The organism is Vibrio sp. R10-SG3-ISO3, from assembly GCF_059834225.1.
This window is the reverse complement of sequence record NZ_JCBDHE010000043.1, coordinates 37,006-56,448: the sequence shown is the minus strand read 5'-3', so window position 1 is coordinate 56,448 and position 19,443 is coordinate 37,006. Positions and strand designations below refer to the sequence as shown.

General features: G+C 50.0%; 15 protein-coding genes. 13 read left to right on the top strand and 2 right to left on the bottom strand.

From position 1 onward, the window contains the following. Nucleotides 1-89 precede the first annotated feature (89 nt). On the top strand, nucleotides 90-3,737 hold the full coding sequence (recB, locus tag AC6R1A_RS12110; protein ID WP_500633748.1) for an exodeoxyribonuclease V subunit beta: 3,648 nt from the start codon (nucleotides 90-92) through the stop codon (nucleotides 3,735-3,737). Nucleotides 3,738-3,739: 2 nt separating this feature from the next. Next, nucleotides 3,740-5,839, top strand: a complete 2,100-nt coding sequence (gene recD / locus AC6R1A_RS12105; RefSeq protein WP_500633749.1) for an exodeoxyribonuclease V subunit alpha — start codon at nucleotides 3,740-3,742, stop codon at nucleotides 5,837-5,839. Between the two features lie 68 nt (nucleotides 5,840-5,907). Here the strand turns inward: recD and AC6R1A_RS12100 are convergent, their stop codons facing one another. Next, nucleotides 5,908-6,084 carry a hypothetical protein gene (locus AC6R1A_RS12100; RefSeq protein ID WP_334551325.1) on the bottom strand — a complete coding sequence of 59 codons (177 nt, stop codon included), beginning with the start codon at nucleotides 6,082-6,084 and terminating at the stop codon, nucleotides 5,908-5,910. A 274-nt stretch (nucleotides 6,085-6,358) separates the two neighbouring features. Next, a complete protein-coding gene (argA, locus tag AC6R1A_RS12095; RefSeq protein WP_500633750.1) occupies nucleotides 6,359-7,696 on the bottom strand; it encodes an amino-acid N-acetyltransferase in 1,338 nt (445 codons plus the stop codon). A 190-nt stretch (nucleotides 7,697-7,886) separates the two neighbouring features. On the opposite strand from argA, the gene AC6R1A_RS12090 reads away from it, so the two are divergent. From AC6R1A_RS12090 to der, 11 genes are all read left to right on the top strand, one after another. Then, on the top strand, nucleotides 7,887-8,303 hold the full coding sequence (locus tag AC6R1A_RS12090; RefSeq protein ID WP_334551322.1) for a DUF2850 domain-containing protein: 417 nt from the start codon (nucleotides 7,887-7,889) through the stop codon (nucleotides 8,301-8,303). Nucleotides 8,304-8,372: 69 nt separating this feature from the next. Further along, nucleotides 8,373-9,476: a murein transglycosylase A gene (mltA, locus tag AC6R1A_RS12085; RefSeq protein ID WP_500633751.1), complete on the top strand. Its 1,104-nt coding sequence runs from the start codon at nucleotides 8,373-8,375 to the stop codon at nucleotides 9,474-9,476. Nucleotides 9,477-9,616: 140 nt separating this feature from the next. Next, nucleotides 9,617-10,423 carry a tRNA cyclic N6-threonylcarbamoyladenosine(37) synthase TcdA gene (tcdA, locus tag AC6R1A_RS12080; protein ID WP_500631505.1) on the top strand — a complete coding sequence of 269 codons (807 nt, stop codon included), beginning with the start codon at nucleotides 9,617-9,619 and terminating at the stop codon, nucleotides 10,421-10,423. 14 nt (nucleotides 10,424-10,437) lie between these two features. After that, nucleotides 10,438-10,869, top strand: a complete 432-nt coding sequence (gene csdE, locus AC6R1A_RS12075; protein ID WP_500633752.1) for a cysteine desulfurase sulfur acceptor subunit CsdE — start codon at nucleotides 10,438-10,440, stop codon at nucleotides 10,867-10,869. A gap of 133 nt (nucleotides 10,870-11,002) precedes the next feature. Beyond that, nucleotides 11,003-12,127 carry a dual-specificity RNA methyltransferase RlmN gene (gene rlmN, locus AC6R1A_RS12070; RefSeq protein ID WP_487901679.1) on the top strand — a complete coding sequence of 375 codons (1,125 nt, stop codon included), beginning with the start codon at nucleotides 11,003-11,005 and terminating at the stop codon, nucleotides 12,125-12,127. A 345-nt stretch (nucleotides 12,128-12,472) separates the two neighbouring features. Beyond that, complete coding sequence (rodZ, locus tag AC6R1A_RS12065) at nucleotides 12,473-13,480, top strand: cytoskeleton protein RodZ (protein WP_500633753.1); 1,008 nt, start codon at nucleotides 12,473-12,475, stop codon at nucleotides 13,478-13,480. A gap of 8 nt (nucleotides 13,481-13,488) precedes the next feature. Then, nucleotides 13,489-14,607, top strand: a complete 1,119-nt coding sequence (ispG, locus tag AC6R1A_RS12060) for a flavodoxin-dependent (E)-4-hydroxy-3-methylbut-2-enyl-diphosphate synthase (RefSeq protein ID WP_334551312.1) — start codon at nucleotides 13,489-13,491, stop codon at nucleotides 14,605-14,607. A 31-nt stretch (nucleotides 14,608-14,638) separates the two neighbouring features. Further along, nucleotides 14,639-15,907, top strand: a complete 1,269-nt coding sequence (hisS, locus tag AC6R1A_RS12055) for a histidine--tRNA ligase (protein WP_334551311.1) — start codon at nucleotides 14,639-14,641, stop codon at nucleotides 15,905-15,907. A 61-nt stretch (nucleotides 15,908-15,968) separates the two neighbouring features. Beyond that, nucleotides 15,969-16,583 carry a YfgM family protein gene (locus AC6R1A_RS12050; RefSeq protein WP_334551310.1) on the top strand — a complete coding sequence of 205 codons (615 nt, stop codon included), beginning with the start codon at nucleotides 15,969-15,971 and terminating at the stop codon, nucleotides 16,581-16,583. 8 nt (nucleotides 16,584-16,591) lie between these two features. Beyond that, nucleotides 16,592-17,752, top strand: a complete 1,161-nt coding sequence (gene bamB, locus AC6R1A_RS12045) for an outer membrane protein assembly factor BamB (protein ID WP_500633754.1) — start codon at nucleotides 16,592-16,594, stop codon at nucleotides 17,750-17,752. Between the two features lie 149 nt (nucleotides 17,753-17,901). Continuing rightward, a complete protein-coding gene (gene der / locus AC6R1A_RS12040; RefSeq protein WP_500631499.1) occupies nucleotides 17,902-19,386 on the top strand; it encodes a ribosome biogenesis GTPase Der in 1,485 nt (494 codons plus the stop codon). The last annotated feature ends 57 nt before the right edge of the window (nucleotides 19,387-19,443 follow it).

The window sequence follows — 19,443 nt, the reverse complement described above, 5'->3', positions numbered from 1 at the left end:
CTGAATCGTGATAGGTGAAACATCCATGAATTCATACAATGTTCGATTGAGCCAATGTGTGAACTCGAACAGTTAAAGGGCAGAATTTTATGACCGCATCGTCTCGTTCCACTCTTTCTAGTGGTGGTGATATCACACCGACCGCACTCGATACGATGACTTTTCCATTGCATGGTGCTCGGCTGATTGAAGCCTCCGCTGGGACAGGAAAAACCTTTACCATTGCAGGGCTTTATTTGCGCTTGTTGCTCGGGCATGGCGACGAGCAGACTCGGCACGCGCATCCGCTCACTGTGGATCAGATTTTGGTGGTGACCTTTACTGAGGCTGCCACGGCGGAGCTGCGCGATAGGATCAGGGCGCGTATTCATGACGCGCGCCTTGCTTTTGCTCGTGGCCAAAGCAGCGACCCAGTGATCGAGCCTTTGCTTGAAGCGGTGACGGATCACGCCCAAGCTGCGCAAATATTGCTGCAAGCGGAAAGGCAGATGGATGAAGCCGCCGTCTACACGATTCATGGTTTCTGCCAGCGGATGCTGACGCAAAATGCGTTTGAGTCAGGCAGTCGATTTAGCAATGAATTTGTCACTGATGAAAGCCATCTAAAAGCGCAAGTGGTCGCAGATTATTGGCGGCGTAATTTCTATCCATTACCCCCCCAACTGGCAGGTGAAATTCGCCGAATTTGGCGGGCGCCGAATGAGCTGTTAGCCGCGATTTCGAACTATTTGACTGGTGCACCTTTGGCGTTAAGCGTGCCTGCAATGCAGGGCAGCTTAGCGGATTTGCATGAGCGTAATCTGGCTCAAATTGATGAACTTAAGGCACTTTGGCGAGCGCATCAAGACGAGGTGCAGGCGATCATCAACGAGTCAGACGTCAATAAGCGCAGTTACAGTAAAAAATCGCTACCGACCTGGATAGAGAGTGTTTCTGCCTGGGCTGCCCAGGCGACGACAAACTATGAGATACCCACGGCGCTGGAGAAGTTTGCGCAAAACGCACTGCTTGAAAAAACACCGAAAGGCCAAGCGCCTGAGCACCCGTTATTTGCACGTATTGAAGCCCACCTCGCTCACCCGGTAGATCTCAAAGCGCCGATGTTGGCTCATGCGATAGAGCATTGCCGCACAATGCTGGCAGCGGCCAAAGCTCAGAAGCAGTGGCTCTCGTTTGATGACTTGTTGACTCAGCTTTCTGCGGCGATCGACCTTGATGATACTGAGCTACTGCGTGAGCGGATTCGCACTCTCTATCCCGTTGCAATGATCGACGAATTCCAAGATACCGACCCGCTGCAATACAGTATTTTCAGTCGTATTTACCTTGATCGCCCTGAGTGCGGTCTGTTTATGATTGGCGACCCGAAACAGGCGATTTACGCGTTTCGTGGCGCGGATATTTTTACCTACATTAAAGCGCGCCAACAGGTGACGTCGCATTTCACTTTAGGCACGAACTGGCGCTCAAGCGCAGATATGGTGGCAGCGGTCAATCAAGTGTTTTCAGTGCCGAAAAGCCCGTTTATCTACGATCAAGATATTCCTTTTTATCCCGTCAACGCCTCTCCGGGTTCTGAGCGCAAAGGTTGGACTTTAAGCGGCACACGACAACCAGCGTTGACGTATTGGTTACAAGAAGCTGAAGAGAAACCGCTGCCCAAAGGTGAGTACCTTGAGGCGATGGCGAGTGCGACGGCCAACCAGATCCAGACAATTCTTCAGGCTGCGGCTAATAATGAGGCCATGTTGGTAGGCGCGAAAGGCGATCAGGCGATTGAGGCCGGTGATATTGCTGTGTTGGTGCGCACTGGGAATGAAGGTCGGATGATCAAACAAGCGCTGGCCGATCAAGGCATTGCCAGTGTCTATCTCTCCAATCGAGACAGTGTGTTCAGTTCTGTTGTTGCAAGCGATGTGCAGCGTCTATTGCAAGCGGTGCTGACGCCCGAGTACGACAGAGCGTTAAGAGCGTGCTTAGCCAGCGAACTGTTCGCCCTTGATGCTGCAACACTTGATAGCTTGAACAACGATGAAAACGAGTGGGAAAACGCGATCGATGAGTTTAAAGGTTACCGCCAACTTTGGCAGCAACGCGGCGTATTGCCGATGTTGCGCAGCGTGATCAGCAAGCGTCATATTGCAGAGCGCCTGCTAGAAGAGCAAAACGGTGAGCGAACCTTGACGGATCTGATGCACATGGGTGAGTTATTGCAACAGATGAGTGGTGAACTCGACAGCGATCATGGCTTGTTGCGTTGGTTGGCGCAATCCATCAGCGATGCGGAGCAAGGGCTTGGTGGCAGTGATGAGCAAATTCAGCGCTTGGAATCGGAGCGTAATCTGGTGCAGATCGTCACCATCCACAAATCGAAAGGGTTGGAGTACGACTTAGTCTTTCTGCCGTTTGCATTGAGCTATCGTGAAGCGAGCGAGGCGAAGTATTACGATGCTGAGCAAGATGTGACCATGCTTGATATTACGGGGCAAAGCGCGGCTTTGGCGCTCGCGGATAACGAGCGTCTTGCAGAAGATCTGCGTCTGATTTACGTGGCATTGACGCGTGCGGTATATGGCTGTTTTGTCGGCGCCGCACCACTGCGTAATGGTCGTTCGACCAAAGAGCCGACGGGCGTACACAAAAGTGCGATGGGTTATTTACTGCAAGATGGCCAAGAGGGGGGCATCTCAGATTTGACCAAGGCGCTTTGCCGGCAAAGTGAGTCGCTTCCTTGTGTTGCTGTGGCGGATCTGCCAAATTCGCACGCTCAGCCGCTGATGATTCCTCCACCAGAGATGCCGCAACTTGGCGCCAAAGCATTTACCACACCACTGGACCGCTATTGGCGTATCACCAGTTATTCCGGTCTCGTTAAACAATCGTCTAGTCATGCGGCGCAAGGGTTTGAGGATGTACTGCGCCTTGATGTGGACTCGGCGCAGGATCACGACGAAGCGTCACTCACTGAACCAGAAAAGTCGATTTTCACCTTTCCCCGCGGCGCAAGGCCGGGCACTTTCTTACATACGTTATTTGAAGATGTTGAATTTACCGAGTCTGCCCATAGCGATCACAATCGCGCCATCATCGAATCACTATTGCAAGCGGAGCAGTTGGATGAGAGCTGGCTTCCTGTATTGCAATCGTTGGTCGATACCGTGCTAGCGACGCCCTTGGATGGTGATGCACTGCGACTGAATGAAAAAGGGCCATCTCAGCGTTTGGTGGAGATGGAGTTTTTACTGCCCATTACCGTTTTAGACGCGCCATCCCTGAATCGAGTGATCACGCGTCACGATACCCTGTCCGCGCGCGCCGGTGAGCTCGGCTTCCAAACAGTGCGCGGCATGTTAAAAGGGTTCATCGACTTGGTGTTTGAGCACCAAGGCCGCTACTACGTACTGGATTGGAAGTCGAATCACCTTGGCAGTGACGTCAGTGATTATCACGGTGAGGCCCTTAACCAAGCGATGGCCGATCATCGCTACGATCTCCAGTATCAGATTTATGCCTTAGCCCTACACCGTTTCTTGCGCAGCCGCTTAGCGAATTACGACTATCAACACCATTTTGGCGGTGTCTATTATCTCTTTTTACGCGGTATGGATGGCCAGAGCGAACACGGCATTTTTTCGGCGAAACCGAGCTTAGCCATGTTGGAGGATTTAGATCGATTGATAGAGGGTAAGCCGATTGAAACCAAATTTAACCCAGCGGGCCAAGGGGAGTTGATCTAGACATGGCGCTACTTGTTTCACAGCTGCAACTCTTGGCAGCAAAAGGCATGATTCGCCAGTTGGACTACCAATTTGCGCGTTTTATCCATCAGCAGTCTAACGATGACCACCTGGCGTTTATCGCTGGATTGACCAGCGCAGAGCAGGCGAAAGGCAATATCTGTTTACCCCTTTTTGACGCCAATGGTCAAAAGGCGGATCTGGCACACAAGCTCGGTTTGTATGGCGAGGCAGCGCTGAATCTCAATCAGATCTTACATACATTTGATTGGGCTGCCCATTTAGTGAATTCGTCGTGGGTGGGGAGTGCGGGTGAGCCGCTGCCTTTGATGTTCGATGGTGAGCGACTCTACTTGCACCGTTTCTGGCATTATGAAACGACCTTATCCGAACGCTTATTGAGCTTTGGGTTACCTATGATCCTAAAGCCTGATGAGCAAGCGAAGTTGACTGAGCTTCTTGACCATCTATTTGCGAGGAATTATCGCTATCTATTTGATGATTTGAGAAAAAATCAGTCAGTGACCCCCGTCATGATTCAGCAATTAGTGTGTGACCATCTAGATGTGGTTGCGCCTGATGAGCTCGATTGGGTTGCCATAGGCCAAATACTCCAGCAGGCCAAAACCGTGGCTGAGTTGTCTGCTTTAGATAAGCTCGTTCCCCAAGCGGTATGCGTCAGTTGGCAAAAGGTGGCGGCGGCGGTGGCGCTCACTCGTCGATTTGCTGTGATTTCTGGTGGACCCGGTACAGGCAAAACGACCACCGTGACCAAGTTACTTGCTGCCTTGATTGAGCAAGCAAAACAAGATCACACCCATGGTCATGTGCCAACCATCAAATTGGTGGCGCCGACAGGAAAAGCCGCCGCGCGCTTGACTGAATCGATTGGCCAAGCGGTGGAGCAATTGGCGGTGAGTCCAGAGTTGAAAGCGGCCATACCGACACAAGCTAGCACCATTCACCGTTTGCTTGGCGCGATTCCAGACAGCGCCGAGTTTCGCCATCATCACGATAACCCTCTGCATTTGGACATTTTGGTCGTCGATGAGGCGTCGATGGTCGATCTCTCTATGATGCATAAGCTGGTGGATGCGATGCCCAAGCGGGCTCGGCTGATTTTACTTGGCGATAAAGATCAGCTTTCGTCAGTGGAAGCGGGCGCGGTATTGGGGGACATCTGCTCTTTCCATCAAGAGGGATATAGCGCCTTGCAGGGCAAACTACTCGCCCAACTGACAGGGTTTGATTCACTCGCGCATGGAGCAAGCGCCAGCCAATCAGGGATGGCGGACAGTCTCTGCATGCTGCAAAAGAGTTATCGATTTGATGCGCGTTCGGGGATTGGTCAATTGGCCAAAGCCATCAACTCGGGAGGCGTAAACAAGGTTGAGCAAGTTTGGCGGCAAGGGTTTGAGGATATTGCCAAATACCCTATCGACACAGAGCACTACCAACTGCTGATAAAATCTCTGGTGGAAGAGTATCGCGGCTACCTTGCGCTGTTAAATGAGGCGAATCAGGCGCAGGAAGATCTCAATACGCTCGCTCGCAACGCGTTATCGGCATTTTCACGTTGTCGTTTGTTGTGCGCCGTTCGAGAAGGGGACTTTGGTGTGCAAGGGCTCAATGCCCGTATTGAGCGCGCTTTGGCTGCGCGCAAGCTGATTCAGGTACAAGATGAGCTTTGGTACCACGGTAGGCCCGTGATGGTGACGCGCAACGATCACGCGTTAGGCCTCTACAATGGAGACATTGGTTTGTGCATTCGTGATCCTGACGAAGAAGGGCACAAGCTGAAAGTCTTTTTTGAACTGCCAGATGGCAGTGTCAAGGCGGTGTTACCGAGCCGTGTGCCTGAACATGAAACCGCCTACGCGATGACGATTCACAAATCGCAGGGCAGTGAATTTGATCATACCTTGATGATTTTACCACCGGAGTTTAGCCCTATCTTAACTCGAGAGCTCATTTATACTGGCGTCACTCGCGCTAAATCACGTTTAAGTCTATATGTGGATGAGTCGGTGATGGCAAGAGGTATAAAAGTGCGAACGGTTCGGGCCAGTGGTTTGACACAGCGCTTGAAGGAAAAAGAGTAAGGTGAGAGAAGGGATGAGCAATCGTCCCTGATTGCTGGCTGCGCTTGGGCAGCGTCGAGCGCCGTCGGTTACAGCGCTTGCGTAAATGAGATGCTGCGAATCGCGTATTTTTCTTGGTAATTGAGGATAAACGCCTTCAACCCTTCTGTGACTGGGAAGACACAATGTACGTCGAGCCCGGCTAACAGTTCGTTGTCTGCCATATCCCAAAAACTTTGAATCGAGTTACAGATGATGGTTTTCATCAAGTTATATGCTCTTAGTATCGTGTTTATCTACTTCAAGCAATCCGTGCGACTTACGCCGAGTTCTCTCAGGTCGTAAGTGAAGGTAAGTCCATAGAGCCCCTGAATCGGGAGCGCAAATATTAACCAATTCAATATATTAAATAAAGTGCTTATCGATAAAAATCGATAGCTCGGTGGCTAAACTATTAAAATGGCTAATAATTTAGTTTTGAAAATCTTGGCAACTGCCGTTTCCCCCTTCATTCCTAATGAGAAAAACGGCAGTAAAAAATCAAAGTTTGATGCTTAATATCTTTGATTTGCGTTGATAGTTGTACAAATTCTGTTTTTGAGATGGTAGGCACTCAACGCCCATTTCGAAGAAACCTTGCTCCCTAAACCAGTGCAAACTGTGAGTGGTTAATACAAAAATCTTCTCAATTCCTTGTGCTTTGGATTGCAGTTTCATGTGGTTAAGTAACAGCAGGCCGCGGTTACCATCACGATATTCAGGATGAATCGCGACACAGGCCATCTCGGCCATTTTTTCCTGCGGGTAGGGGTAAAGCGCCGCACAGCCGATGATCAAGCCGTCTTTTTCTATGATGGTGAACTGATGAATCTCTTGCTCTAGTTGTTCACGAGAGCGTCTGACCAGTACGCCTTGCTCTTCCAGTGGCCTAATCAGCTCGAGTATCCCACCGATGTCATTGATGTCCGCCATTCGCACTTGCTCAGCGCTGGCATGAACGATCTGGGTACCGATACCATCAAGCGAGAAGAGTTCCTGGATCAGCGCGCCATCCACCTTATAACTGACCAAATGACTGCGTGGCACTCCAGCGCGGCAGGCTTTGGTGGCGGCACGCAAAAAACGCAGTGTCCCAGAGGTGTCGTCGCTGCTAGGGTTGGCTTCCGTTTCCAGTGAGGACAAAATGGCCTCGGCATCTTTAGGAAACAGCTCTGCCACGACATTGCCATTGGCATCAATGACCCCTTGCTCAGAACAAAAACCGATCAGCTTATCGGCTTTGAGCTTGATGGCGACTTGTGTAGCCAACTCTTCCGAGAGTAGGTTAAATGACTCGCCAGTCACTGAACTGGCGATCGGGCCAAGTAGCACAATGGAGCCATGGTCGAGCATGCGATTGATGCCTTCGACATCAATACGGCGAATGCGGCCACTGTGACAGTAGTCCACACCATCATCGACGCCCAACGGTTGGGCAATAATAAAGTTGCCGCTGACGACGTTGAGCTGTGTTCCCGCCATCGGCGTGTTGCTCATGCTCATGGAAAACTGCGCCGTGATGGCCAGTTGCAGTTGACCGGCGGCTTGCATCACGTAGCTCAAATTGGTTTCTTGCGTCACTCGTACTCCCTTGTGATAGGGGGTGTCGCTGTGATTGTGCTGCAAAATGTCGTTAATTTGTGGCCTTGCTCCATGGACGACGACGATTTTCACGCCCAGGCTATGAAGAAGAGCAAGATCACTGATAATATTCGGAAAATTTGCATCTGCGACGGCCTCGCCTCCGAGCATCACTACCATGGTTTTACCGCGGTGAGCATTGACGTAAGGTGCCGATTGTCTGAACCCTTTCACAAGGGCGGTATTTCGAATTTTCACAGAAGCGTCCAAAGTTACAAGTGAATTAGTATGTGGAAATATTGCAATTTTATTCTTGTTTCGGCAAGTGCTTTTCTTATCTCGAGCGGATTTTCTTGAGATGGAAAGCAAACAGTGACCTTGGCTAGACTCGCCAAAGTGCGCATTTTGGTCTAAGACTTACTATTAAGAGCAAGTTTGGAACCCATTCATGAAGAGTAACATCGACGCAAACGGCGCGATAAAAAACAAACTGAAAGAGCGCAGCTTCTTTTTGATGGCTGCCGGACTTGCGTTAGTGGTTGCGCTGCTGGGCACGCAGCTCTATCAATATTACTTACAGGTCACTTATCCTAAGTCTTTCCTTTACGGTACTTGGATTGAGCAAAATGTCGCGGGGTATGCGACGGATCGTTTCGTCCTTAATGAAAATGGTGTCGTGATCAACGGGCGGGTCGTGGATACCAATTTTGCCTTTGATGGTCAGTTCTTTGAATACCGTTTCGGTGATGACACCAAGCGCTTTCAGATCCTCAATCAAGAGTTCTCTGAAATGAAGTTGATTTCACAGCCTCATTATCAACCTATCTATCGTCTTGACGCCAAATACCAGCATAACATTCGCTAACGCTTTTTCGTTGCTATCGGCCAGGCACTTTGCCATGCTTAACGCCAACGACAATAAGGGAAAACCAACGTGCTCAAAAAAATCTTACCTCTGCTTGCGGCCGGTGTTTTGTTTGGCTGTGCCCAGCCAACCGATCGCGCTCAGCAGTATCTCGATGGCGAGTTGACCAATGTGCTCAATTCAGCCGATATAGTGGTGTCCGACAAACCACGAGATTTCACCGAATTTCATCGTCAGGCGGAGCAAGTGGTCATCAACTCACCAAGTATGGCTTCGCTCTATCAACCGCTTTATGACAAGCTCAACGAGTGGGTTTTACTCAGTGGCGAGCCGACAGAGCTTGGCCAATACGGCATTCAGGCAGCGCAATTAGGGGGCGGGGATAAGCAGGGTAACGTGCTATTTACCGGGTATTTTTCACCAGTGATGGAACTTCGTCATCAACCGAATGATGTCTTTAAGTACCCAGTGTATGGCAAACCTGAGTGCAGCCAAGACTGCCCAACTCGCGCGCAAATCTATGCAGGCGCATTGGAAGGACAAGGGCTCGAACTTGGCTATGCCGCGAATCTTATCGACCCCTTTTTGATGGAAGTTCAGGGCAGCGGTTTTGTCCATTTTGAAGATGACGACACGCTGGAGTACTTTGCCTATGGCGGTAAAAACAACAAAGCGTATGTGAGCATTGGTCGAGTTCTGATTGACCGCGGACTCGTTGCTCGCGAAAACATGTCGATGAAAGCGATCAAAGAGTGGGTGATGGCCAACGATGAAGCCACGGTACGTGAGCTGTTAGAGCAAAACCCATCGTTTGTTTTCTTTGAGCCCCGCGCCGATGCGCCGGTGACCGGTTCGGCAGGTATCCCGTTATTGGCGATGGCGTCGGTGGCAGGGGATCGCACTCTCTTTCCAATGGGTACGCCTATCTTAGCTGAAGTGCCACTGCTCAACCCTGATGGCAGCTGGAGTGGTGCTCATCAACTTCGCTTGTTGATCGTACTCGATACTGGTGGCGCAGTGAAACAGAATCACCTTGATCTGTACCACGGCATGGGGCCGAGAGCCGGTATTGAGGCGGGCCATTACAAACACTTTGGCCGGGTGTGGAAACTCGGATTAGAAGGCAGCGCGACTGAAGCACCATGGGCCATGCCGCCAGAGAAGCGAGAATAGTGGCCGCTGGTTAGGGGTATCTTTCCCTTCAGCTAGTTAAGCGTTGGCTTGGCCAATTCTAGACATTTGAAACAAGAGTGCGTATAAATCGCACTCTTTCTATTTACTCATCACCAAATTTGTAGCGGAGAAGCCTTGCCATGCGCCAACTTGATACCCCCGCCTCGGACAGCTATAACCAACGCTTTGGCGGTACACGCCGACTCTACGGACAGAGTGAAGTGGAGATTCTGCGCGCGGCGCACGTGTGTGTTATCGGAATAGGCGGCGTTGGCTCTTGGGCTGTAGAGGCGTTGGCTCGCACAGGAATTGGTGAGTTGACCTTGATTGACATGGATGATGTCTGTGTGACCAACATTAATCGCCAGATTCATGCGATGTCTGGCACTGTTGGGCAGAGCAAAATTGAGGTCATGGCAGAGCGCGTCAAACTCATCAATCCAGAATGCAAAGTCAATTTAATTGATGACTTCATTACGCCAGACAATCAGCATGAGTACCTCAGCAAAGAGTTTGATTATGTGTTGGATGCGATTGATAGCGTCAAAGCAAAAGCTGCGTTGCTCGCCTACTGCCGCAGCAACAAAATCAAAGTGATTACGACGGGCGGTGCGGGTGGCCAGGTTGACCCGACTCAAATTCAAGTCGCGGACTTAACCAAGACCATTCAAGATCCGCTAGCGAAAAAGATCAAAGATACCTTGCGCCGGCACCATAATTTCCCTAAAAATCCGCAGCGTAAGTTTGGCATCGATTGCGTCTTTTCCACTGAGCAGTTGAAGTACCCGCAAGCCGATGGCAGCGTGTGTGGGGTGAAGTCAACGGCAGAAGGGCCAAAGCGAATGGATTGCGCCAGTGGCTTTGGCGCCGCCACGGTGGTGACGGCCACTTTTGGTTTTGTGGCGGTCTCGCGTATTGTGGAAAAATTGATTCAGAAATATCGCTAATGAGTGGAAATGAAATGAGTGAAGCACCATCCTCAGTGTTTGGCCAGACGATAACGGCGGACGACGTCATTCTAACTATGTCAGGATTAAAAGGCTGGGAAGATCGCTACCGACAAGTGATTCAGTGGGGTAAGCAACTCCCCGTGATGCCAGATGCGCTGAAAAGTGAACAAGTGACGGTGTCAGGCTGTGAGAGCCAAGTGTGGTTAATCTGTGAGCAGCATGACGGTGTGTGGACCTTTTGTGCCGATTCTGACGCTCGTATTGTACGTGGTTTAATTGCCCTCGTGATGGCGGCTTACAACCACAAAACAGCGCAGCAAATCCAACATTTTGATATGGATGAGTACTTTGAAAAGCTTGGACTTATCGCGCATCTAAGTCCTTCGCGCGGCAATGGGCTGAAAGCGATTGTGGAGCAAATTAAGCAAATCACCGCGGCGTAAATAGCGTGTTCAATTAATAAACAAAGTGGAATTAACGCCTTAGGAGATACAGGGCTTTACAACGCTTGTTGTCGCTGAATAAAGGCTGTACAATTCGCGCCCTTAATTAATGTTCTGTCGTTTGTGAGGTTACATGAGCACTGAAAAAATCAATCTACTCGACTTCGATCGCAAGGGCTTGCGTGAATTTTTCGCTGAAGAATTAGGTGAAAAAGCATTTCGCGCCGATCAAGTTATGAAGTGGATCTACCATTTTGGTGTCGATGACTTCGACAACATGACCAACATTAACAAAAAGTTACGCGAGAAACTGCACGCGCGCTGTGAGATCAAAGCGCCGGTAGTTGCTGAGGCGCAACACTCTTCTGATGGCACCATCAAGTGGGCAATGAAGGTGGGCGATCAAGATGTCGAGACGGTCTACATTCCTGAAGACGATCGCGCGACCTTGTGTGTCTCTTCTCAGGTGGGCTGTGCACTGGAATGTAAGTTCTGCTCGACGGCTCAACAAGGGTTCAACCGCAACCTCAAAGTCTCAGAAATCATTGGTCAGGTATGGAGAGCTGCCCGTGAGATCGGCTTAGAAAAAGAGACCGGTCGTCGCCCGATTACCAACGTCGTGATGATGGGCATGGGTGAACCTCTGCTGAACATGAAAAACCTCATTCCAGCCTTAGAGATTATGCTAGATGATCTCGGTTTTGGTTTGTCTAAACGTCGTGTTACTGTCTCCACATCGGGTGTCGTCTCTGGCCTTGATCAGATGACAGGTAAGATTGATGTGGCGTTGGCGATCTCTTTGCACGCGCCGAACGATAAATTGCGCAGTGAAATCATGCCGATTAACGACCGATGGGATATCGAGGATTTTCTTGCGTCTGTGCGCCGCTACATTGCTTCTTCCAATGCCAACCGTGGCAAGGTGACCGTAGAGTACGTGCTATTGGATCACGTTAACGACGATATGGACCATGCGCGTGAATTGGCAGAGCTGATGAAAGATACACCATGTAAAATCAACCTGATTCCATTTAACCCGTATCCGGGATCGCCTTATAAGAAGCCAAGCAACTCTCGCATTGATCGCTTCCAGAAAACCTTAATGCAGTACGATCACACCGTGACCGTGCGTAAGACGCGTGGGGATGATATTGATGCGGCGTGCGGACAGTTGGTCGGCGATGTCATTGACCGCACCAAACGTACTGCCATGTTAAAAGCGGCCAAAGGTGAAACCATCGAGGTGAAAGCCGTTTAACCGCATATTGAATACTTAAATGTACATGAATCCGGAGGCCAGAGCTTTGCTCTGGCTTTTTTATCGACAATTTGTAATCAGATGTTGCGTCTTAATGTCAATTTAAGGAAAAACCTTGAGCTGGCTGTGAATTATCACCTTTTGTCATGTTGTTTCATCTCTGATATAGATTAGAATTGAAAGTTAATGCTTTTGGTGGCTTCCTCACACTTTTGATGGCGTATATTGCCTCTTTGATGAGTTAGCTGCCCGGATACTTCGCCAATTCTGCCCCATTGCTACCAATAATGAATAACGAAAAGCACGCGCGGAAGAGGCCCTGCACTTAAAAGAGATGAATTCATAATGACTGCCGAACACGAAACGACAGAAACGACAGAAACCAATCAACCACAAGAACATATTGAAGCGGGTACACTACTTAAGCAAAAGCGCGAGCAGTTAGGATTAACGCAAAAGCAGATTGCCGATAGGCTTCGTCTTCGCCTCTCCATCATCGAAAACTTGGAAAAAAATGACTTCGAATCTGACCAAGTCGCTACCTTTACCCGCGGTTACCTTCGTTCGTACGCAAAGGCAGTGGGGCTAAAAGAGTCAGTCGTATTGGCGGCGCTCGATCACAGCGGCACCGCTCAGCATAAAGAGCAATCAATGCAGAGCTTTTCACGTAAAACCAAGCGAGAGAAGCACGACAGCCGCATTATGATTCTGACGTGGGGTATTTTTGCCGTGATTGCCGGGATCTCTTCCTTATGGTGGTGGCAAAATCAGCAGGATGACATGTTGGATTTGGGCCAATCTTCGGCGCAGGAAACCACGCAGCAGAGTGCAGACCCAAGCAGCAGTGATACCTTGGACTTTGTTTCGCTTGATGAGGCGATGCCAGATGAGCCTTCGCAAGAGACTCAAGAAACGATGGAACCTATCCTTAGTGAAGATTCCGATGTGAGCAGTATTGAGACGATCGAAAACACGCAAACTGAGATGTCGTCAGAGACTGAAATCATCCGTGAAGAGAGTGCGCTAGAGTCCCCAGCTGAAACAGTGACCGCATCAGACTCAACAGAACAAGCTGATGCGCCGCAAGAGAGCACAACGGATACGGCGGTTGCAGTGACGAACCGTCTAGAGATGAGCTTTAGCGATGATTGCTGGGTTCAGGTGAAAGACGCTAGTGGTAAAACCCTCGTGACCGGCATCAAAAAAGGTGGCGAGTCGGTTGAGTTGGATGGTCAGTCTCCTTACAGCGTGATTTTAGGTGCACCAGAAAACGTTTCAATGACATTAGCGAGTGAACCTGTCGACCTTTCTGGGTATACTTCAGGCAAAGTAGCAAGATTCACCTTACCTTAGACATTACTATGCAACACGAATCTCCTATCAAACGTCGCCCCTCGACTCGTATCTATGTGGGCGACGTACCTATTGGTGACGGTGCGCCGATTGCGGTGCAGTCGATGACCAATACTCGTACTACAGACGTTGACGCCACCGTGGCGCAAATTCGTGCCCTGGAAAATGTGGGTGCGGATATCGTCCGCGTCTCGGTGCCGACAATGGATGCTGCCGAGGCTTTCAAGCAGATCAAGCAGCAAGTGTCGATTCCGCTGGTGGCGGATATTCACTTTGACTACCGTATTGCACTCAAGGTTGCGGAATACGGCGTCGATTGTTTGCGTATCAACCCAGGTAACATCGGTAAAGAAGATCGCATTCGTGCGGTCGTCGATTGTGCAAGGGATAAAAACATTCCAATTCGTATCGGCGTGAACGGCGGTTCTTTGGAAAAAGATATCCAGATGAAATATGGCGAGCCGACCCCAGAAGCCTTGGTGGAATCGGCGATGCGTCATGTTGATATCTTAGATCGCCTCAACTTTGATCAGTTTAAAGTGAGTGTCAAAGCATCCGATGTTTTCCTTGCGGTGGATTCCTACCGACTGTTGGCGAAAAAAATCGATCAGCCACTACACCTAGGTATTACTGAGGCAGGCGGCGCGCGTGCGGGTTCAGTCAAATCTGCGGTTGGACTCGGCATGCTGCTGGCAGAAGGGATTGGCGATACGCTGCGCATCTCGCTTGCGGCGAACCCAGTTGAAGAGATCAAGGTCGGTTTTGATATCTTAAAATCGCTGCGCATCCGCTCTCGCGGGATCAACTTTATTGCGTGTCCGAGTTGTTCTCGCCAAGAATTTGATGTGATTGGTACGGTCAATGCGCTAGAGCAGCGTCTTGAAGACATTATCACACCGATGGATGTTTCAATTATTGGCTGTGTGGTCAATGGACCCGGTGAGGCGGAAGTGTCGCATTTGGGCTTGGCGGGCAGTAACAAGAAAAGTGCCTTCTATGAAGATGGCAAACGTCAAAAAGAGCGATTTGATAACGACGATCTCGTGAGTCAACTCGAAGCGAAGATCCGCGCTAAAGCCGCGTTGATGGATTCGCAAAATCGCATTGATGTAAAAGTACAAGAGTAATAACTCTCAACCAACGATTACGGTAATTATTGTGGCAAAAACAATTCAAGCAATCCGAGGCATGAACGATTGTCTCCCAACTCAATCTCCACTGTGGCAAAAACTTGAAACCGCAGTGAAAAACGTAATCAGCGCTTACGGTTACAACGAAGTGCGCATGCCGATTGTTGAGATGACTCATCTATTTAGCCGCGCGATTGGTGAAGTCACCGATGTGGTTGAAAAAGAGATGTACACCTTTGAAGACCGCAATGGTGACAGCTTAACCCTTCGCCCAGAAGGCACGGCGGGTTGTGTTCGCGCCGGAATTGAAAATGGCTTGCTCTACAATCAAGAGCAGCGCCTATGGTATATGGGCCCTATGTTCCGTCATGAACGTCCTCAGAAAGGTCGCTACCGTCAATTCCACCAATGTGGTGTCGAAGTGTTTGGCCTCGATGGCCCTGACGTCGACGCAGAGCTGATCATGATGACGGCGCGTCTGTGGCGTGAGCTTGGTATTGATAAACATGTACGTCTAGAGTTGAACTCGATTGGCTCTCTTGACGCGCGTGCTGAATACCGCGAAGCGTTAATCGAGTTTCTCACTCAGCACATGGATATTCTGGACGACGATTGCAAGCGTCGCATGCACACTAACCCGCTGCGAGTTTTGGATACCAAGAACCCAGAAATCCAAGCGGTACTCGGTGACGCCCCTCGTCTGTCTGACTACTTAGACGCAGACTCAAAGCAACATTTTGCCGGCCTTTGTGAACTTCTCGACGCAGCAGGTATCGAATACACAGTCAATGAGCGTTTGGTGCGTGGTTTGGATTACTACAACCGCACGGTATTTGAGTGGATAACGGAAAGCCTAGGTGCGCAAGGTACGGTGTGTGGTGGTGGTCGCTACGACGGCTTGGTTGAGCAACTCGGTGGCAAGGCAACGCCTGCGGTTGGTTTTGCTATGGGCCTTGAGCGTTTGGTTCTGATGCTAGAAACCCTTGAGTTGACCGATGTGCGTCGCAGCGTCGATGTTTACATGGTCACCGCGGGTGAAGGCACCATGATGGCTGGAATGAAGTTGGCTGAGCAGTTGCGCGAGCAAGTACCAGGCCTGCGAGTGATGAATCACTTTGGCGGCGGTAACTTTAAGAAGCAATTCAAGCGTGCGGACAAAGTGGGTGCAGCGGTGGCGCTGGTTCTGGGCGAGAATGAAGTCGCAGACAGCACGGTCGTCGTGAAAGATCTGATTGGTGGTACACAAGAAACCATCAGCCATGCCGATGTGGCGAGCAAATTAGCGCAGTTGGTATAACCCGATAATAGGAAGTGGCGACCTTTATGCGCCACTTTTTTCGATTTTAAGAGGACAGGAAGTGGAACTCTACGATTCTGAAGAACAACAAGTAGAAGCGATTAAAGATTGGTGGAAAGAAAATGGCAAAGCGGTCATTTTCGGTGCCGTCATTGGTTTGGGTGGTCTGTTTGGCTGGCGTTATTACCAAGACTCCGTCACAGCAGCTCAGGAAGCGGCCTCTGAGAGTTACACCACAGTGATTCAAGAGTTGGCAGCCAAAGGCGCAGATGCCAGTGCTAACGTGCAAGGGTTTATTGAGGCGAATGGCGAGTCGCAATACGCGGTATTGGCGGCGATGCAATTGGCGAAAGCTCAGGTTGATGCAGGTAATTTGGATGAAGCACTAGCACAGCTCGAGTGGGCAAAATCGGCCACTAAAGACCAAGCGCTGCTGAGTGTCCTTCACTACCGAATTGCGCGTATTCAAGCTCAGCAAACAGACTTTGATGCGGCGATCTCAGAGTTGGCTAACATCAACGACGAAAGTTGGATGGGGCGCGTAGAAGAGTTGAAAGGCGATATTCTTTTACTCAAGGGTGATGAAGAAGGGGCATATGCCGCCTACACCCAAGCTCAACAGTCTGGCGAGCCAAGTCAGGCTCTGCAAATGAAGCTGGACGATCTCGCTAAGTAAGGATGCGCATGAAGACAATGCTCAATAAAGCACTCTCTACGGCGCTGGTTCTTGGCTTGCTTGCAGGGTGTGCTGGAGAGGAAGATACCATTATCATGGCGCCGACACCGGTTGTGGACAATGAGTTCACGACCAAGAGCGCATGGAGTGCGTCGGCAGGGAAAGGTGTGGGCATGTACTACTCGCAACTTTCACCCGAATACGCCTACGATAAAGTGTTTGTTGCCAGTCGTGATGGTGTGGTGAAAGCACTCAACCCTGAAACGGGCAAAGCGATTTGGCAAGCGGACCTGGAAAAAGAGGGCTCTGCACGATTATCTGGTGGTATTACCGCCGGTTATGGTCAGCTGTTTATTGGCAGTGAAAATGGTCAGGTGATTGCCCTTGATGAAGAAACCGGTGCGCTCAATTGGCAGACCGCTGTCAAAGGTGAAGTGCTTGCTGCCCCTGCAGTAGACAGTAACTTAGTGATTGTTCATACCAGTGACGGTGTGCTGATCGCTCTGGATCAAGAATCGGGCGAGAGCAAATGGACCATCAGCACTGAAGTGCCGAACCTGACTCTGCGTGGTAACAGCGCGCCAGTGACGGTGTCTGGTGGCGTTTTCTGGGGAACGGCGAACGGTCGTTTGGCGGCAGCGATTGTCGAGCGTGGTCAATTGATTTGGCAGCAACCCATTGGTACACCGCAAGGGGCGACCGAAATCGATCGTTTGGTGGATGTTGATGCTTCACCACTGATTTTGGGCAGCACTCTATACATTGTCGGTTACAACGGGCAGTTGACCGCGATTGATCTGCGTTCAGGCACACCAAGCTGGAAGCGTAACTACTCTTCATCCACTGATATGGCGAGTGAAGGCAGTCGTTTATTCTTGGTGACAGATAAAGACCACATTGTCTCGGTTGATGCGCGCAGCGGTACTGAGCTTTGGAGCAATGATCAGCTTGAGCACCGTTTGCTAACGGCGCCAGTTATGCTCAATGGTTACGTAGTCGTGGGTGATAGTCTAGGCTTCTTGCACTGGATTGATCGACGTACCGGCGAATTTGTTGCTCAGCAGCAATTAGATGACAGCGGTTTCGCGGTCTCACCTATCGCTGTGCCGGGTGGATTTGTCACGGTTACTCGCAATGGCGATGTAAAGAAACAGACGATCAACCCATAATCATGTGATATAATTCACATTCGGCTCCTAGCTGGTTACTCAGTTGGGAGCCGTTTTATTGTTAACGCTACGTAGTTATAGGTAAAAATTGGTTTCGTCATCAGTCCTTACCTATAACTACATATGAGAAAAAGATTGTAGAGGTTGTTATGGTACCTGTTGTTGCTCTTGTAGGGCGTCCAAACGTTGGTAAATCGACGTTGTTTAACCGACTAACGCGTACGCGTGATGCGTTAGTGGCGGATTTCCCTGGCTTAACTCGCGACCGTAAATATGGCCAAGCGAAACTTGGTGAACATGAATTTATCGTCGTAGACACTGGCGGTATCGACGGCACGGAAGAGGGCGTTGAAACCAAAATGGCTCAGCAGTCACTCGCCGCGATTGATGAAGCGGATGTTGTGCTATTCATGGTGGACGGCCGTGCGGGTCTGACTGTGGCGGACGAAGCCATTGCCCTTCATCTACGTAAGATTGAAAAGGCAGCGATGCTGGTGGTAAACAAAGTCGACGGTATCGATGCCGAAGCGGCCAGCGCTGAGTTTTGGCAACTGGGTATGGACAACATGTACCAAATCGCTGCCGCTCACGGCCGTGGTGTTGGCGCACTGATTGACCGTGCGCTTAACCCGTTTGCTGAGCAGTTGCTTGAAGAAGCCAACGGCGAAATTGAAGACCTCACTGACTTCATTGATGAAGAAGAAAAACTGGAATACAGCGAGGAAGAGGCGGAACAAGAGTTTAAACGCCTACAAGATCAGCCGATTAAATTGGCGATCATCGGTCGACCTAACGTTGGCAAGTCGACACTCACTAACCGTATTCTGGGTGAAGAGCGTGTGGTTGTGTACGATATGCCGGGTACCACTCGTGACTCTATCTACATTCCGATGGAACGCGATGGCCGTGAATATGTCCTAATTGACACCGCTGGTGTGCGTCGTCGTAAACGCATCAATGAAACCGTTGAGAAGTTCTCGGTGGTGAAAACATTGAAAGCAATTGAAGATGCAAACGTGGTTCTTCTGGTCATTGATGCGCGTGAAAACATATCAGACCAAGACTTAAGCCTACTCGGTTTTGCGCTCAACGCTGGACGCTCGATCGTGATTGCGGTCAATAAGTGGGATGGCCTTGATATGGACGTGAAAGAGCACGTCAAGAAAGAGCTGGATCGCCGCTTAGGCTTCGTTGATTTTGCACGCATTCACTTTATTTCGGCGTTGCATGGCACGGGTGTAGGTCACCTGTTTGAATCGGTTCAAGAGGCGTACAAGTCTGCCACCACTCGCGTGGGTACTTCTGTTTTGACTCGAATCATGAAGATGGCAACCGACGATCACCAGCCACCTTTGGTACGTGGACGTCGTGTGAAGCTAAAATACGCCCACGCTGGTGGATACAACCCACCGATCGTGGTGATTCACGGCAACCAAGTGAATGAGCTTCCAGACTCTTACAAGCGCTTCTTGATGAACTACTTCCGTAAATCGCTTGAGATTATGGGCACACCGATTCGAATTACTTTCCAGAACAGTGAAAACCCGTATGAAGGTAAATCGAGCAAGATGACCCTATCACAAGAGCGTAAACGCAAACGCTTAATGGGCATGGTGAAAAACCGTAAGAAGTAGCCCTATCTGAATAATCACATGATGGTCAAAACGCCTTAGCTTGCTAAGGCGTTTTTT

Coding starts and splice junctions, on each gene's coding strand:
- recB (WP_500633748.1), top strand. CDS start 90: ATGACCGCATCGTCTCGTTCCACTCTTTCTAGTGGTGGTGATATCACA.
- recD (WP_500633749.1), top strand. CDS start 3,740: ATGGCGCTACTTGTTTCACAGCTGCAACTCTTGGCAGCAAAAGGCATG.
- AC6R1A_RS12100 (WP_334551325.1), bottom strand. CDS start 6,084: ATGAAAACCATCATCTGTAACTCGATTCAAAGTTTTTGGGATATGGCA.
- AC6R1A_RS12090 (WP_334551322.1), top strand. CDS start 7,887: ATGAAGAGTAACATCGACGCAAACGGCGCGATAAAAAACAAACTGAAA.
- tcdA (WP_500631505.1), top strand. CDS start 9,617: ATGCGCCAACTTGATACCCCCGCCTCGGACAGCTATAACCAACGCTTT.
- csdE (WP_500633752.1), top strand. CDS start 10,438: ATGAGTGAAGCACCATCCTCAGTGTTTGGCCAGACGATAACGGCGGAC.
- rlmN (WP_487901679.1), top strand. CDS start 11,003: ATGAGCACTGAAAAAATCAATCTACTCGACTTCGATCGCAAGGGCTTG.
- rodZ (WP_500633753.1), top strand. CDS start 12,473: ATGACTGCCGAACACGAAACGACAGAAACGACAGAAACCAATCAACCA.
- ispG (WP_334551312.1), top strand. CDS start 13,489: ATGCAACACGAATCTCCTATCAAACGTCGCCCCTCGACTCGTATCTAT.
- bamB (WP_500633754.1), top strand. CDS start 16,592: ATGAAGACAATGCTCAATAAAGCACTCTCTACGGCGCTGGTTCTTGGC.
- der (WP_500631499.1), top strand. CDS start 17,902: ATGGTACCTGTTGTTGCTCTTGTAGGGCGTCCAAACGTTGGTAAATCG.